Annotated in this window: 16 protein-coding genes; 12 read left to right on the forward strand and 4 right to left on the reverse strand. The window is 63.8% G+C overall.

The annotated features are described in order from the left end of the window. Nucleotides 1-48: 48 nt before the first annotated feature. Nucleotides 49-735, reverse strand: a complete 687-nt coding sequence (locus Q0W90_RS07625; protein ID WP_297595507.1) for a GAP family protein — start codon at nucleotides 733-735, stop codon at nucleotides 49-51. Nucleotides 736-1,008: 273 nt separating this feature from the next. On the opposite strand from Q0W90_RS07625, the gene Q0W90_RS07630 reads away from it, so the two are divergent. The 3 genes from Q0W90_RS07630 to Q0W90_RS07640 all read left to right on the forward strand — a co-directional run bounded on the left by Q0W90_RS07630 (nucleotide 1,009) and on the right by Q0W90_RS07640 (nucleotide 2,866). Further along, the gene (locus Q0W90_RS07630) at nucleotides 1,009-1,476 is read left to right on the forward strand and encodes a lipocalin-like domain-containing protein (protein ID WP_297595508.1); all 468 of its coding nucleotides are present in this window, start codon (nucleotides 1,009-1,011) and stop codon (nucleotides 1,474-1,476) included. Between the two features lie 34 nt (nucleotides 1,477-1,510). Then, nucleotides 1,511-2,272 carry an SDR family oxidoreductase gene (locus Q0W90_RS07635; protein WP_297773955.1) on the forward strand — a complete coding sequence of 254 codons (762 nt, stop codon included), beginning with the start codon at nucleotides 1,511-1,513 and terminating at the stop codon, nucleotides 2,270-2,272. A gap of 150 nt (nucleotides 2,273-2,422) precedes the next feature. Further along, on the forward strand, nucleotides 2,423-2,866 hold the full coding sequence (locus tag Q0W90_RS07640) for a limonene-1,2-epoxide hydrolase family protein (protein WP_297595510.1): 444 nt from the start codon (nucleotides 2,423-2,425) through the stop codon (nucleotides 2,864-2,866). A gap of 31 nt (nucleotides 2,867-2,897) precedes the next feature. On the opposite strand, the gene Q0W90_RS07645 is transcribed toward Q0W90_RS07640, so the two are convergent. Continuing rightward, complete coding sequence (locus Q0W90_RS07645) at nucleotides 2,898-3,455, reverse strand: FKBP-type peptidyl-prolyl cis-trans isomerase (protein ID WP_297595511.1); 558 nt, start codon at nucleotides 3,453-3,455, stop codon at nucleotides 2,898-2,900. A 596-nt stretch (nucleotides 3,456-4,051) separates the two neighbouring features. On the opposite strand from Q0W90_RS07645, the gene Q0W90_RS07650 reads away from it, so the two are divergent. The 5 genes from Q0W90_RS07650 to Q0W90_RS07670 all read left to right on the forward strand — a co-directional run bounded on the left by Q0W90_RS07650 (nucleotide 4,052) and on the right by Q0W90_RS07670 (nucleotide 8,259). Beyond that, nucleotides 4,052-5,554, forward strand: coding sequence for a condensation domain-containing protein (locus Q0W90_RS07650; protein WP_297773958.1), 1,503 nt, complete (start codon nucleotides 4,052-4,054; stop codon nucleotides 5,552-5,554). 153 nt (nucleotides 5,555-5,707) lie between these two features. Then, nucleotides 5,708-6,064: a type II toxin-antitoxin system prevent-host-death family antitoxin gene (locus tag Q0W90_RS07655; RefSeq protein ID WP_363319566.1), complete on the forward strand. Its 357-nt coding sequence runs from the start codon at nucleotides 5,708-5,710 to the stop codon at nucleotides 6,062-6,064. Between the two features lie 12 nt (nucleotides 6,065-6,076). Then, nucleotides 6,077-6,730 carry an AAA family ATPase gene (locus Q0W90_RS07660; RefSeq protein ID WP_297595514.1) on the forward strand — a complete coding sequence of 218 codons (654 nt, stop codon included), beginning with the start codon at nucleotides 6,077-6,079 and terminating at the stop codon, nucleotides 6,728-6,730. 148 nt (nucleotides 6,731-6,878) lie between these two features. Continuing rightward, on the forward strand, nucleotides 6,879-7,190 hold the full coding sequence (locus Q0W90_RS07665) for a hypothetical protein (RefSeq protein ID WP_297595516.1): 312 nt from the start codon (nucleotides 6,879-6,881) through the stop codon (nucleotides 7,188-7,190). 247 nt (nucleotides 7,191-7,437) lie between these two features. After that, the gene (locus tag Q0W90_RS07670; RefSeq protein WP_363319565.1) at nucleotides 7,438-8,259 is read left to right on the forward strand and encodes a PPOX class F420-dependent oxidoreductase; all 822 of its coding nucleotides are present in this window, start codon (nucleotides 7,438-7,440) and stop codon (nucleotides 8,257-8,259) included. A 107-nt stretch (nucleotides 8,260-8,366) separates the two neighbouring features. Here Q0W90_RS07670 and Q0W90_RS07675 read toward each other — a convergent pair whose 3' ends face one another. Continuing rightward, a complete protein-coding gene (locus Q0W90_RS07675) occupies nucleotides 8,367-9,017 on the reverse strand; it encodes a cutinase family protein (protein WP_297697754.1) in 651 nt (216 codons plus the stop codon). A 304-nt stretch (nucleotides 9,018-9,321) separates the two neighbouring features. Between Q0W90_RS07675 and Q0W90_RS07680 the strand changes: the two genes are divergently transcribed. The 4 genes from Q0W90_RS07680 to Q0W90_RS07695 all read left to right on the forward strand — a co-directional run bounded on the left by Q0W90_RS07680 (nucleotide 9,322) and on the right by Q0W90_RS07695 (nucleotide 13,210). Beyond that, on the forward strand, nucleotides 9,322-9,903 hold the full coding sequence (locus Q0W90_RS07680) for a dihydrofolate reductase family protein (protein ID WP_297595519.1): 582 nt from the start codon (nucleotides 9,322-9,324) through the stop codon (nucleotides 9,901-9,903). Between the two features lie 182 nt (nucleotides 9,904-10,085). Next, on the forward strand, nucleotides 10,086-10,871 hold the full coding sequence (locus Q0W90_RS07685; RefSeq protein ID WP_297595520.1) for a 2-keto-4-pentenoate hydratase: 786 nt from the start codon (nucleotides 10,086-10,088) through the stop codon (nucleotides 10,869-10,871). A gap of 172 nt (nucleotides 10,872-11,043) precedes the next feature. Continuing rightward, the gene (locus Q0W90_RS07690) at nucleotides 11,044-11,472 is read left to right on the forward strand and encodes a cellulose-binding domain-containing protein (RefSeq protein ID WP_297697756.1); all 429 of its coding nucleotides are present in this window, start codon (nucleotides 11,044-11,046) and stop codon (nucleotides 11,470-11,472) included. A 652-nt stretch (nucleotides 11,473-12,124) separates the two neighbouring features. Further along, the gene (locus Q0W90_RS07695; protein ID WP_297595521.1) at nucleotides 12,125-13,210 is read left to right on the forward strand and encodes a methyltransferase; all 1,086 of its coding nucleotides are present in this window, start codon (nucleotides 12,125-12,127) and stop codon (nucleotides 13,208-13,210) included. A 241-nt stretch (nucleotides 13,211-13,451) separates the two neighbouring features. Here Q0W90_RS07695 and Q0W90_RS07700 read toward each other — a convergent pair whose 3' ends face one another. After that, nucleotides 13,452-14,069, reverse strand: a complete 618-nt coding sequence (locus tag Q0W90_RS07700; RefSeq protein ID WP_297595528.1) for a TetR family transcriptional regulator — start codon at nucleotides 14,067-14,069, stop codon at nucleotides 13,452-13,454. Between the last annotated feature and the right edge of the window lie 121 nt (nucleotides 14,070-14,190).

Here is a 14,190-nt window from a genome sequence, read left to right on the forward strand (position 1 = left end):
CGGCACACCAAAGTCCGTTATAGCCCCCGGCGAGTGATCCGATGCGCTTCACCACAGCGCGCTGTGATTGACGAGCGCATCGGCGATGAGTCCGACTCCGAAAACGAGAAACAACAGTCGGACCGAGATCGGGCCGTAGCGGGTGAGCGCGCGGACAATCCTGCGCTGAATCCGCTTGGCACGCATGGTTCGTCGCATCGACAGAGCAAGGATCGCCAGCGATGGTGACAGAGCGACCGCCCAGTAGGCGATGATGACCAGCGGCCAGAGCGGCGGCCGCGGGTGCAGAGCGGCCAGCATCGCCAGGCCCGTGAGATACGGCACCGCGGTCGGCGCTTGTCCGCTTCCCACCGCCAGGCCGAGGAATCCGAGCAGCCACGGACGTTTGCGCATGGCGGCCATCGCCCAGCCGGGAGCTGACGATTGCGCGGTGAGCGGGAAGTACGCCAAGCAGACGAGCGCGATTCCCAACAGCAGTTCGCCCCGAAATCGGATGGCCGGCGTGACGTGAAAATCAAGTGCCTCGGTGAGGAAGCTGATACCCAGCACCGTGCACAGGCCGAAGGTGGTCGTGACGGCAAACACGCCCGCGACGAAGCTCAACGCGCCCGGGATGGGGGAGCGTCGGCTGAGCCGACTATCGAAGATGACCGCCGAGACGACCCCCACGTTGAGGACATTGAGCGAGTCCAGAAATGCCAGTCCAGCAAGGGCAAGTATCAGAGTTGTTGTCACGCGCCTGTACCGGGCCTAGTGTGCGGGCTCGCCGGCCGCCCGAAAGCGGTTAAGCGCTCGCCATGGCGACACGATCAAAGCGGCGATCATGCTGCAGACAATACGAGTCAGGCGGGAGCGGGGTCGGTGGAGGCCGCCCGTTGTGCGTGCTGACCGACGATCACGCAGGGGTGGCGGCATTAGCGCGGGCGATCCACGGCATTATCGAAGCGTCGGCGACGCGGCTGACGCATCCACATCGCGACACCACATCGAATCCCGAGAGGCCCACCGATGACCACGTTTACACCGCAGGATCTTCGCGAATACCTCATCGGGGCTTGGACGTTGGGGTCTTATCAAAGCTCCGATCTGGACGGCACGAACATGCGCTACCCGCTGGGGCCCGACGCCCGCGGCATCATCATGTACACCGCCGATGGATACATGTCTGCCCAGATCATGCGCGCGGACCGCGCACCGTTTGCCCGTGGTGACCTGCAGACAGCCGACACCGACGAATTGGCCGCGGCGGCCAAGGGATACCTGGCGTACACCGGTCCTTACAGCGTTCTCGACAACGGGGTGATCGCGCACCACGTCGACGTCAGCCTGCTACCGAACTGGGTCGGCGGAACGCAGTACCGCGCCGCCCGCACCGGCGACGACCGCCTGGAACTCAGCCCCGCCGAGCCGGTCGTCATCAAGGGGAAACCACGCCACGGCGTCCTGCTGTGGCGGCGGGCAAAACCCGCCAAATAACATACTTCGCAAAGGAACTCGTCAGGAGAACTGGATGGGACTGCTCGAGCGCAAGACCGCCGTCGTCACGGGCGCCAATTCCGGGATCGGGCTGGCCACCGCCGAGCGATTCCTCGCCGAAGGCGCCGAGCGGGTCTTCATCACCGGCCGGCGCCAGCCCGAACTCGACCGCGCGGCAAGCAAACTGGGGCCGCGCGCAACCGCTGTGCGCGGCGACGTCGGGATGCCGCAGGACCTGGACCGGCTCTACACCGAGGTTGCGTCCGCCGGCAGGGGCCTTGACATCGTCATGGCCAACGCCGGCTCGACCAGGGTGGCGCGCCTGGGGGAAATCACCGACGATGACCTCGACGCGCTGCTGACCACTAACGTCAAGGGAGTCGTGTACACCGTGCAGAAGGCGCTGCCGCTGCTCAACGATGGTGCCTCCATCATCCTGACGGGCTCCACCACCGCCGACCGCGGCCGCGCCGGGCTGAGCATCTACGCCGCGACCAAAGCCGCCGTCCGGTCGCTGGCCCGCGCCTGGGCCAACGAACTCGCCGGCCGCAGCATCCGGGTCAACGTCATCGTCGCCGGATCCACCGCCACGCCGGGAAGCGACGCGTTGGCCGCCCAAACCGATCCCGATGTCTCCATCGAAGAGTTCCGCGCCGGTCGCATCGCCACCATTCCGTTGGGCCGCTTCGCCGATCCCATCGAGATCGCCAATGCCGCACTGTTTTTGGCGAGCGATCTGTCCAGCTTCATCACCGGGTCCACGGTGACCGCCGACGGCGGATTCAATCAGGTCTGAAGGGTGTCACGGCCAGTTCTTTGGTGCCGAGGCGTCGCTAAGCGCTTCGTATACCTGCGGTGATTGCACGAAGCCGAACGCTAACGCTCGCGGCCATCTACAGTTCGACAAATAGCGAACGATCCGCGCTGACACCTAAGGGAAGACGATATGGCGAAAAGTGTTGCAACCAAAAACGACAACGAGAAGGTGGTGGTCGAATTCATACATGCCGCTTACGGCGAGGGCATGAACGTCGACGCGATGACCGCGCTCATGGCCGACGACTTCGTGTGGCAACTCCACGTGCCCCTCTCTCCGATCGTTCGGGGACGTGACGCGGCGCGCGCAGAACTCGAGAAACACAACACGCTGTCTACCGGCATGATCGAGGGGAGCGAAATCCGCACGATCGTGTCCGACGGCGATACCGTCATCGTCGAAAGAGTCGACGTGAACTCGATGAATGGCGTGGCCGTCACGTTTTACGTCACAGCGATTTTCGAGGTTCGCGACGGTGCGATCGCTCATTGGCGAGAGTATTGGGACACTGCCCACGTCGCGCAGCAACTCGGCATCGATCCCGCGTTGATGTTCGCGCCGTTGACTGATTAATCGGCGGCGCAGGAGATTTGGTGCGCCGAATCTAGGCCGAGGCGCTGAGGATCTTGATCGCGAAGACAAGCGTGTCGCCGGGCCGGATTCCGGCGCTGGGCTGACCTTGGGGATAGCCATCGGCGGGGACCATCGCGACGGCGACCGTGGACCCGACCTTTTGTCCCGCGATGGCCTTCTGGAAGCCCGGCACGACTCCGGTGAGGGGGAAGTCAACGGGGGCGCCGCGTTCGTAGCTGCTGTCGAACACCGACCCGTCACGCCCATTGACACCCATGTAGCAGACCGAGACCTTGGCGATGCTCGAGACCACCGGTCCATCTCCGGCGTGCAGCGTCTGCACTTGGGTCTGGGTCACGCTGAACGGTGTCGTCACGCTCACGCGCGGAGCCGTCGTATCCGTAGACCCGGTGACCGCGACGCTGCCGGTGGTCCCGGCCAGGGTCCAGTCGGGCGCCCCGCCGCTTTGCGGCGCTGCGGTGGGGCACGATCCGGCCGCGTTCGCCGTACCTGGTCCAGCGAGCAGCAGAACGGTTGCCGCGGCACTGGCCGCGAGCGCCACAGACGAAGACATGCGGAAGGAGTTCACGGCCGTCACGCTACAGCGACGTGTCGGGTCCCCGACTGATAGGCCGGGTTGGGACCGCCCATCATCGAGGGTTGCGTGCCGTTTCGTCTGCTGTTGCTTCGATCTTCGTGATCACCAGTTGGCTGGGGAAGTTTTAAGCGTTACCGGATTGCACCGGAGCGACCATATTTATCGGTTGCAATATCTGGACAAAATATGCGAAACCTGGGAATTCACAATCAGACAAATGTGCAATAACATCGATACGTGGGATCCGTGCCAACCGGTAAGGAAACTTTCAACGGGGGAGAGGCTGCCTTCCGCGCCATTCTCGGTGGTGTGATGTAACTAACATTTTCGTTTCGACCCTAGTATTGCCGACATTAGCGACTGTACGCTAACGCGAGCCTCGAAAGCCCCTCTGACGTGCGCGTATGATCGGCTTCTCATGCGCTGCCATTAGTAGGCATTCGTGGAATACCGCCATCGGTATGACCGAGTGGCCCTTAATAGACATTTGTTAAATAGTCGTCCGTAGGTGCCACCTCCCGTTGGGTATGGTGCCCGAATCGCTGCGGCCGTCCGGTAATTACGCCGCGCGGCCACGAGGAGGTTTTGTGGTCACGTTTGGGACGGTCCATAACTGGGATCCAGGAACCGGGTCGGTTATTTCTTGGCATGCGACACCCGCAGCGCACCACAAAGCTCGACTGGCACCAATAAATGACGTTCCGGCAAGTTATCAGCAGGTTCAGCACCTTCGGCGATTCAACGAACAAGCGACCCGCGGACTGGATATGGCGCGTCTGAACGTCGGCGCTTGGGATATGTCCGGCATCTGCGACGTCCCCACCATGACCGAGGCGATCAACGCGCACCTGCGACGGCATGACACCTACCACAGCTGGTTCGAGTGTCGAGCAAGTAGCCGCATCGTCCGGCACACCTTCAGCGATCCCGCCGACATCGAATTTTCACCGCTGGTGCGGGGCGAAATGACGCCAACCGAACTGCGCGCCCACATATTGGCCACACCGAGTCCACTGCGGTGGGACTGCTTTACCTTCGGAGTTGTCCAGCACGCGGATCACTTCACGTTCTACATGAGCGCCGACGATCTGGTCATCGATGGGATGTCGGTCGGAGTGATCTTCCTCGAAATCCATTCCATGTACTCCGCGTTGGTGGGCGGTGGAGTTCCCGTGCAGCTGCCCGAGCCGGCCAGCTATCACGATTACTGCGTCCGGCAGCACCAGCACACCGCAGCGCTGACGCTGCAGTCCCCACCAGTGCGGGCATGGATTCGCTTCGCCGAGAATAGCGGGGGAACTCTGCCGAGTTTCCCGTTGCCACTTGGTGATCCGGCGGTGCCGTGCGGGAGCGGCGTGGCCGTCGTGCCACTCATGGACGAGGATCAAGCAGAGCGGTTCGAGACCGTTTGCACGGAGGCGGGTGCCCGCTTCAGTGGTGGTCTGTTTGCCTGTGCCGCGTTCGCCGAATACGAGCTGACCGGGTCGGAGACCTACTACGGGATCACGCCATACGACACCCGCAGCACGCCAGCCGAATTCGTGACGCCGGGCTGGTTCGCCAGCTTCATCCCGGTTACCGTCCCGGTCGCGGGAGCATCTTTTGGTGGCGCGGTCGCCGCCGCGCAGGCTTCATTTGATTCGGGAATCGACCTGGCTGATGTCCCCTTCGAGCGGGTCGTGGAGCTGGCGACCTTCGGAGGACCGATCAGAAAGTCCGCGGGCAATCTCCATATGCTGTCGTACGCCGACGTACGAGGGATTCCGCTCAGTTCTGAATGGGACGGTCTGAATGCCGGTATCTACGGCGACGGCAGGTCGTCGGATGACGTGCGCATGTGGGTGAATCGATTCGAGGGCAGGACCACGTTGACGGTCGCCTTTCCGCAAAATCCGGTTGCCCGTGATTCGGTTGAGCGGTACATCCGGGCGCTCAAGACCACGTGCCTTCGCGTCGCGGCACATGGCGCCGCAGTGGTACCCAACCGCCGGCGCCGAGCGGCGGCGCTCAATGCGTCGGCCGCCAGATCGACCGCGAACCGCGCCGATGGCGCCGGTCGTCTGGTGCAAAGCGTGGGTCTCAACCTGTAACGCAGGCGCGCCGCACGACTCCCGACGGCGACCCCGATGGTGCGCCCGGCCTGTGCTCGCGCTTCTGGGATCGATCGGCACAAAATGGCCGATTCACACAAAATAGACAAAACGGCTAGACTGACGGGTGTGCAGACCAAGGAGGGGAGCGCCATGTCCACCGTGTCGTTCCGCAATCGTGACGGCAAGCTGGTCGATGTCCCCTCGGTGACCGCCAGCCGCCTCAAAAATGAGTTCGGCACCGTCTTCGATGAAGCCGCGGTCAGCGGGGCGGTGGTGATCACCAAGCACAACACTCCCAGGGCGGTGTTGCTGTCGTACGCCGAATTCGAGGCTCTGACCGCCTCGGCCACACCCGCGCTCGAGGATCTCAGTGAGCGATTCGACGAGCTGCTGGCCGCCATGCAGACACCGAAAGCCAAAGCCGGAGTCGCCGCGGCGTTCGACGCCGCACCGCATGAGCTGGGCGCCGCCGCGGTGAAGGCGGCGCGCACCGCGCGGCCGCGCTGATCCGGCGCGCCCATGGCTCGCACGACGACGATGCCGGCGCAGATACACGTGTTGGCAGGCGTCAACGGGGCCGGCAAGAGCAGCGTCGTCGGCGCGACGATCCGCGATAAGGGCGGTGAGTACTACAACCCCGACGAGGCCGCGCGAGCGATCATGGCGGCCAACCCGGGATTGGGCCAGACCGAGGCCAACGCGGCGGCATGGGACCAGGGCCGGAGGCTGCTGCAACGGGCGATTGATCAGGGCCTCGATTTCACCTTTGAGACAACACTCGGCGGCAACACGATGTCGGGCCTGCTGGCCGAGGCCGCCGGGCGTGGCATCGAGGTCCGCGTCTTCTATGTCGGGCTGGAAAGCGCTGATACCTGCATCGAGCGTGTGCGAAAACGGGTTCACGGCGGCGGGCATGACATCTCCGAAGCCGACATCCGCCGTCGCTACCGCCACAGCCTGATCAACCTCGTGAAATTACTACCGCTGCTCACCGAACTGCGGATGTATGACAACTCGGCAGCCGCCGATCCCGCGGCCGGGCAGGCACCGAAGCCGGTCTTGGTGTTGCACATGGACCGCGGGCGCATCGTCGGGCCCTCCGATTTGACCTCCACGCCGGCCTGGGCCAGGCCCGTCGTCGCGGCCGCGCTGGAGCTCGCCGCGGGGACGTAACCGGGAACTCGCATTTCGGTGTCTCGTATCCCTACTCGGCGACCGAAACCCGTTGAGGAGCTAACTGTTCACGATTTGCCACGAGGTCTTGACCTCGATGCCTCGGCTCGGTTCGATAATGCACATACCACGAGGGAAAGGCCCGCAAATGAAGGCATTCGTTCGCCGTCTTGTTCCCGCCATCATGGTGGCGTTCGCGTCGATGGCAGCCGTGACGATCGCGACACCGGCGATCAGCAAGGCCGACTGCGCCGACGGCGAGTGGTGGGATCCGACGGGCAAGGTCTGTCGGCCGCTCGGGGTCGGACCACAACCCCTGGCGTGCGACCCGGGTCAGTGGTGGGACCCAACGGCCAATGTCTGTCGTCCACTCGGTGTCGGACCACAACCGCTCGCGTGTGACAACGGCTGGTGGTGGGATCCCGGCGCCAACGAATGCCGTCCGCCGGCCGGCCAGTAGCAATACATCACTTGTGGGTCGCTGAGCAGACGATAGCGATCGCTGAAGGCGAGTAACCGAGCAACCAAGCTCCGGTGCGTCGCGTTCATCCGTCAGAGGTGGGGGACGGGGCGGCCGCGGTCCGGCCCAGGGCTTCGATAAATGTCTGCCGCGCGCACGTGCCGTTACTCTCGCGCCACCGTCACATATCGGTGCCCGATTCCGTCTAGCGATCAAGGACGAGAAAAAGCATTGTCGGAAGGGCAGCATGATGAATCGCTTGAGTACACCGGCGCGGATCTACCTGGTCGCCGTGACAGCGGTGGTGGGGATCGTTACCGCTGGGATTGGGATCTGGTGCCTGATCGATCCGAATTCATTCGCCGATTCCGTCGGATTTGAGGCGCATCGGCACTTCTTGCATGACGTCGGTGCGTTCCAGCTCGGTCTGGGCGTCACACTGCTTCTTGCACTGATCTGGGCCGACGCGTTGGCTACCGCGCTCGCCGGATTCATCGTGGCGAACACCGTGCACACGGTGAACCACTTTGTAGACCTCGACGTGGGTGGTTCGCCCGCGCAAGCGTGGATCCTCGGTGCGGTGTCGGTAGCACTGGTCCTGGCGTTCGTGCTGCGGCTCCGCCAACTCGGTTATGTGCTGGGCACCGTTGGTACGGCAACCAATTCGACGTTGGTGCCGTTCGTGCGGCAGAAGACGATCTCGCTCACTACCTTTCGTAAGGACGGCAACCCAGGTTCCAGCCCGGTCAGCATCGTGGTGGACGGGGACCGCGCCTACTTTCGGAGTTTCGAGCGGGCGATCAAGGTGCGCCGGATCCGGCGTGATCCGAACGTCGAATTTGGGGCGGCAACGGCATCGGGCAAACCGACGGGATCGACGCTGCCTGGCACCGTGCGTCTGCTAGATGGGGCTGAATATTCAAAGGTGGGATGTCTGCTGCGGCAGAAGTATCCGTTCCTGCACGGCGTGTTGGTGCCGTTGGCACACCGGGTCATGCGGCCCAAGTACGGCCGCACCATACACGCCGAGTTGACCCCGTCGTCTGAGTCTCGCGCTACCAGAGGCTGATTGACTCGGCGGAACAGAGCCAGCCGCATTCGGCGACATGAAACCGTGTGGTGCAGAGACTAAAACATTATGGGCTCGGTCGAGGAGTCGTCGTTCGTTCGCAGCCGCTAGAGGTGACTCGCAGCAAAATCCGCGCCCTGGTCGACCATGCCGTTCGCCGCATAGAGCGTGTGGGCGATGCCGGGCGGCCCCGGAGGAGCGCCATTGCAAATCGTGTCATCGGCGGCACACAACTGGATGGTCTTGGCCGCGTACAGCGGGCCGATCGTGATGGGCGGCGCGCCCGCACCGCGCAAGAACTCGTTGGAGGGAGTTCCGAAAAGGACTACCGCGGCCACATGATTAGCCACCGCCGGTGGCATCGGCTGAGGTACGTAGGACACGAACTCCTGTGGCACTTCCTTGGGCACGGCAGCCGACGTGACGAAGCCGGCCACGGCGGCACCTTGGGAATACCCACCGAGCACCACTCTGGTATTCGGACAATTCGACGCCGTGGACTCGATGTGAGCGCCGGCGTCCCTAATCCCGTCCACGAAGGTTCTCGCGAAATCGATACCTCCGTTGAAGTCGCCGCTCGCCTCATAGTTGACCGGATAGACGCCCACCGACTTGCCGCCTACCCGTGATCCCAGCGCATCGACGAACGCCTGGCCGGCCCCGCCGACCCCGGGTGGCTCGCCGGTACCGCGGGCAAACACCACCTCCACGTCCGGACACGGCTCGGCGGAGGCCGCCGGGGCGGGCAGGCCCACCATCGACGCCCCAGCCGCCACCGCGGCGGTAGCGACAAAACGGGCAAATCTTCGCACGCTCATTGCCTGCGAATGCCCAGCCGTCAGCTAGTCGAAACCGACGGTTTTCGGCGTTAGCCGATGGAGCCCGTCTGGGACCGGTAACTACGACGTGGTCGATGGGCGCGGCGCTTATCTTCGCACCCGCCCGGGTCTTGACCACGAGCCGAAGCGGGCGGCCTCAGCCCAGGAGTCCAAGGGCGATTAGTTCCGCCATCGCTTCGAGTCTGTATCCCAAACACACATCAACGCGCTCGAGGACACATCAATGACTACTACCTATACCTTCGACGTCTTTTCCAGCCTCGACGGCTTCGGCGGGGTCAGCGGCGGCGACTGGGGTGGCTATTGGGGCAAGCAAGGCCCCGAACTGCTTGACCACCGCCTCGCGTTGTATGGCAAGAAGCAGCGAATGGTGCTCGGCGCCAACACATATCGGCTATTCGCGCAAATGCTGGCCGAGAGCAGCGAGGATTCCGAGGTGCGCGACCTGTGGGTCACCCGAATGAGGCACCTGCCGGCGACGGTGGTCTCAACCACCCTGGATGGACCTCTCGACTGGCCTGACGCGACCGTCGCGTGCGGCGACGCCGTCGAGATCGTCGCGCGGCTCAAGGAGGAGTCTGAGGTGCCGTTGCGCTCGCACGGCAGCCTGTCGATGAACCGAGCGCTGATGGCTGCCGGCCTGGTCGACCGCGTCCAGGTGACGATCTTCCCTGTGATCACCGGTCAGACCGGTGATGACCCAATCTTCAACGGCGGGGCCGACTTCGACCTCGAGCTGATTGACGGCCGGACGCTGGACGGCAATATCCAAGAGCTCGTCTACCGGCCGACCCTGCACGTCTGATTTCGGCGGGTGGGGCCAAGCCACCGCCTCGGGCGCCCGAGCGGGACGACCGTTGAACCGTCGAGGGTCAAGGATCGTGTTGACGGTTGTGCTGCTCGGTTTGTCGTCGCGCATCTGAGCTTCGCGCGGCCTCGGACTTGTGACGACGTGTCTGCCCGGTCAGACGAATGGGGGTTTCCGCCATGCTCAGTGTTGCGATCCGAGACGAGTTGGCCGCCGGCCTCGCCCAAGCCGAACGCAGTCGCGAGCCCATCGCTCCTTTGATCGTCGCCTACCCGGACATCGACGTCGTCGACGCCTACGAGATCCAGCTCATCAACATCCGCCAGCGGGTGGCCGAAGGTGCGCGGGTGGTGGGCCACAAGGTGGGACTGTCGTCGTTGGCGATGCAGCAGATGATGGCGGTCGACGAGCCGGACTACGGCCATTTGCTCGACGAGATGCAGGTGTTCGAGGATATCCCGGTCGAGGCGGCGCGCTACCTGTACCCGCGGGTCGAGGTCGAGGTGGGTTTCATCCTGTCCGAGGACCTTCCCGGCGCCGGTTGCACCGAGGACGACGTCGTGGCGGCCACCGGGGCCCTGGCACCGTCCATCGAGTTGATAGACACACGCATCACCGACTGGAAGATCGCCCTATGCGACACCATCGCCGACAACGCCTCCTCCGCGGGCTTCGTGCTGGGGGAGGCGCGGGTGCCGCCACACGATCTAGATGCCAAAGCGATCGATGCGGTGTTGACGCGCAACGGCGAGATGGTCGCCGAGGGCCGCGGCGACGCCGTACTGGGCAACCCCGTTACGGCCGTGGCGTGGTTGGCCCGCAAGGTCGAAAGTTTCGGTGTGCGACTGCGAAGAGGGGACATCGTCTTACCCGGATCGTGCACGCGGGCGATTGACGCGTGCCCCGGCGACGAGTTCGTGGCCGAGTTCTCGGGCCTCGGTTCGGTCCGCTTGTCGTTCGAATGAGTCCGGTGAGTTCGCAATCCGATACAGCGCTGCTTGACTCCCAGACGTGAACGCGAGCGAAAGGCACTGGTTCGCGGCAAAAATGTCAGGACGGTTTCAGTTGAGCAAAGGTACTGCAGCTCACCCGCGATGCCACGGTCGCCGTTGCCTGTTTGGCTTTAGTGTCGGCTCTATGGCCCGACTTAATGATTACGTGAAGCGCTGGCGCACAGCGCTTCATGTAGCCGTGTCGGCATTGATGGTTGCCATCGTCGGACTCGCCATCAGCCCGGTAGCTCATGCGGCTGCGGCCACGGCGACGTTGTCGGTCGCGCATACGTGGCAGACGGGGTTCATCGCCAATTTCACCGTCACCAACTCGAGCGTGGCACCGCTGTCCGATTGGAGGCTGGAATTCGACATGCCGGCCGGGCAATCCGTCTCGCACACGTGGAACAGCACCATTACCCAATCCGGCACGCACTTTGTGCTCACCCCCGCGAACTGGAATCGCGTCATTGCGCCGGGCGGTTCGGCAACAGGTGGTCTACGGGGTGTGCTGAGCGGTACCTACTCGCCACCGGCGAATTGTGTGCTCAACGGGCAATATCCCTGCACCTAGCGGCGATTACGCACTGAAGCTCGACCACTCCGAGACCCGACCAACGCCAGGCCGCATAGGGACGGGACCACAAAACTTGGTCCCTCTTGCGAATCCCCCTGCGGGGGAGCGGCGCTCGCCCAACGACTCCCGCCCAAGCGATGGCGAGTGACCAGCCATCAAAAAACGGTCGCAGAGTCGTTGCATATATTTCGCCGTTCATGAAGTGCCGCTTCGGCGTTCGGCGCGATGCAGCTTCACCCCGCTGCGACACCGAGGGGTGGTTCCACGCCGGCCGTGGGAACGCATCCCGTGGCCGTTACGGCGGTAAATGCGAGGATCGCGGCAACGATGATCTTCGTGGCTTGACGTGACATGACGACTCCGTTCTTCCGGCCCCCTGTCCGAACTGTAAATGGAGCGGGCATTTATTTCAATGAGTATTGAAATACTGATAGTTTGCGGGCATAGTTCCTATGCGATAGATCAATCGGCCGAGTAGCAGGAGCGCTCAGGTGAGCACTTTTTGGGCCCGTTGGTATGTTCGGTCTGCCGGGTGGGTCGCCTGCCTGGCGCCAGCATCGGCGGCGCCGTCGTTCCTGTCCGAGCGCAGGAGAGGACTCAGCCACGGAACGCACCCGTCGTGGCGAAGCTGAACCAGAAGGGTAGTCACTTGACGTCAAGGGTTCCGCCGGTCACGGTCGCGCGAGCCGTCGATCGGGTCCGCCATCACCTGTCGCGGCTGCGCCAACGCTCAGCTCCGCCTGCGGCGGCGATGATGGAATTGATCCTGAACGCCTGGGTCGCTCAGGCGATCACGTCGGCAGCGGATCTCGGCGTGGCGGACGCCCTGGCAGATGGACCTCTGTCGGGTGAGCAGCTGGCAGACCGAGTCGGCGCCAACGCCGACGCACTGAGGCGACTCATGCGCGCGTTGATCGGCATCGGGATTTTCCGCCAGCGAAGCGACGGGCTTTATGCACTTACCCCGCTCGCGGAAACGCTGCGCAGCGACGCCCCCGTGTCAATGGCCGGGATGGCGCGGTGGGTCGGGTCGCCTCAGCATCGCGAGCACTGGAGCCACCTGACCGGCGCGATCCGGCGCGGGAATCCGGTGCTCCCGGAGCTTCGCGGCAAACCGGCATTCGAGTACCTGGCCGACGAGCCGGAGCTAGGTCGAATTTTCAACTCGGCGATGACCAATGTGTCCGAATTCGCGACCGTGCCCCTGACCGCGGCCTACGACTTCGGCGCGTTCGGCACAATCGTCGATGTCGGTGGGGGACACGGTCGGCTGTTGGCGGCGATCCTGGAGACGGCCCCGAAATCGCGCGGCGTGCTGTTCGATCTCCCCGAGGTCGTGGCGGACGCCCCCGAGTTGTTTCGCAAGTACGGTGTTGACGACCGCGTCCGGATCGAAGAGGGCTCGTTCTTCGATTCGGCGCCGGAGGGCGGCGACGCGTATGTGCTCAAGAACGTCATTCACGACTGGCCTGAGGAAGACGCGGTGCGCATCCTGAAGAACGTCCGCGCCGCGGCCCCGCCCGGTGCGCGACTGCTGCTCTGCGAGTTCGTCATTCCCGACCACGACCGCGACTTCCACGGCAAGTGGGTGGACATCGAGATGCTGGTCGTCGCCGGCGCGCGCGAACGTACCGCGGACGAGTACGGCCGGTTATTCGACCAAGCTGGTTTCCGGTTGAACCGCGTCGTCGACACCGTGTCACCGCTCAGCATCGTCGAGGCGACCGCGGTGTAACCGAGGCTACATCGATGACTGCGTTGCGGCCACGGACCCCGGTCGGCGCACCAGTGGCGAATTCTCGGCGGCGAGAGGGTCACGAATCAGCCCACGCAGCAACACGATACGCAATTTTGCGTCCATCTCTCTGTCCGGCCGCAGCAGCCATTCTCGTTTTGTTCATCCCCGAGGCCGCGCGGGGAGATCGCGGCACGGCGAAATATGCGTATTCACCGTGTATTTCGGCGCTGCGGTGGAGTTACTCCGACGACCGCTCCAACCCGAGCTCGTCGGCGGGGACGGTTAAGAACCGATGCACTGCAGGCCCCACCAACCGGACCACCTCATCGACCCCGAGCGACGACAGGGGCGGCACACGCATGATGTACCGCAACATCGCGATGCCGACGAGGTTGGTCGCGGCCAGCATCGCGCGCAATCGCGCTTCGTCCCCGCCGCCCAAAGCGCTGGACACCGCAGTGAGCAGATAGTCGTGCAGGAAACCGCGAAACGCATCGTTGGCATCGCTGTTAGACGTCGCCGACTGCACTATCGAAGCCATGCTCGCGGCCGTATCGGGCTGCTCCCAGATGCCAAGGTAGGTCCGCACCACGCGGCAGCCTAAGTCGCCGTCGCTCTCGGCGATCGCGGTCGTCAACAGGTCAGACGGCAGCACCAACTTCATCGACTCGCGAAACAATGCCGCCTTCGAGCCGAAGAGATAGAGGACCATCGCCGGATCTACTCGCGCATCGTCGGCGATCGCTCGCAGCGTCGCTTTTCCATAGCCATGCATAGCGAACTGTCGCTTTGCCGCGCGAAGGACCAAGTCGCGCGATACCGGCTCGCCTTGGCGTCTGCCGCGCCGCTTTGCCATTTCCCCAGGTGGCGACACCTGCGCACGATATCATTTCAACCCAGCCTGAAAAGACGCTCCAACAGTTCCGAGTGTCCGTCGCGACGCGCCCCATGAGGATGGCGTTCGGCTTTCCCCGTCC

It is taken from the genome of Mycobacterium sp. (genome assembly GCF_025933915.1).
Lineage (GTDB): Bacteria > Actinomycetota > Actinomycetes > Mycobacteriales > Mycobacteriaceae > Mycobacterium.

Excerpts from the sequence above, each read along its gene's own strand:
- Q0W90_RS07630 (WP_297595508.1), top strand. The coding sequence starts at position 1,009 with ATGACCACGTTTACACCGCAGGATCTTCGCGAATACCTCATCGGGGCT.
- Q0W90_RS07635 (WP_297773955.1), top strand. The coding sequence starts at position 1,511 with ATGGGACTGCTCGAGCGCAAGACCGCCGTCGTCACGGGCGCCAATTCC.
- Q0W90_RS07640 (WP_297595510.1), top strand. The coding sequence starts at position 2,423 with ATGGCGAAAAGTGTTGCAACCAAAAACGACAACGAGAAGGTGGTGGTC.
- Q0W90_RS07655 (WP_363319566.1), top strand. The coding sequence starts at position 5,708 with ATGTCCACCGTGTCGTTCCGCAATCGTGACGGCAAGCTGGTCGATGTC.
- Q0W90_RS07660 (WP_297595514.1), top strand. The coding sequence starts at position 6,077 with ATGGCTCGCACGACGACGATGCCGGCGCAGATACACGTGTTGGCAGGC.
- Q0W90_RS07665 (WP_297595516.1), top strand. The coding sequence starts at position 6,879 with ATGAAGGCATTCGTTCGCCGTCTTGTTCCCGCCATCATGGTGGCGTTC.
- Q0W90_RS07670 (WP_363319565.1), top strand. The coding sequence starts at position 7,438 with ATGATGAATCGCTTGAGTACACCGGCGCGGATCTACCTGGTCGCCGTG.
- Q0W90_RS07675 (WP_297697754.1), bottom strand. The coding sequence starts at position 9,017 with ATGGTGGGCCTGCCCGCCCCGGCGGCCTCCGCCGAGCCGTGTCCGGAC.
- Q0W90_RS07680 (WP_297595519.1), top strand. The coding sequence starts at position 9,322 with ATGACTACTACCTATACCTTCGACGTCTTTTCCAGCCTCGACGGCTTC.
- Q0W90_RS07685 (WP_297595520.1), top strand. The coding sequence starts at position 10,086 with ATGCTCAGTGTTGCGATCCGAGACGAGTTGGCCGCCGGCCTCGCCCAA.
- Q0W90_RS07690 (WP_297697756.1), top strand. The coding sequence starts at position 11,044 with ATGGCCCGACTTAATGATTACGTGAAGCGCTGGCGCACAGCGCTTCAT.
- Q0W90_RS07700 (WP_297595528.1), bottom strand. The coding sequence starts at position 14,069 with ATGGCAAAGCGGCGCGGCAGACGCCAAGGCGAGCCGGTATCGCGCGAC.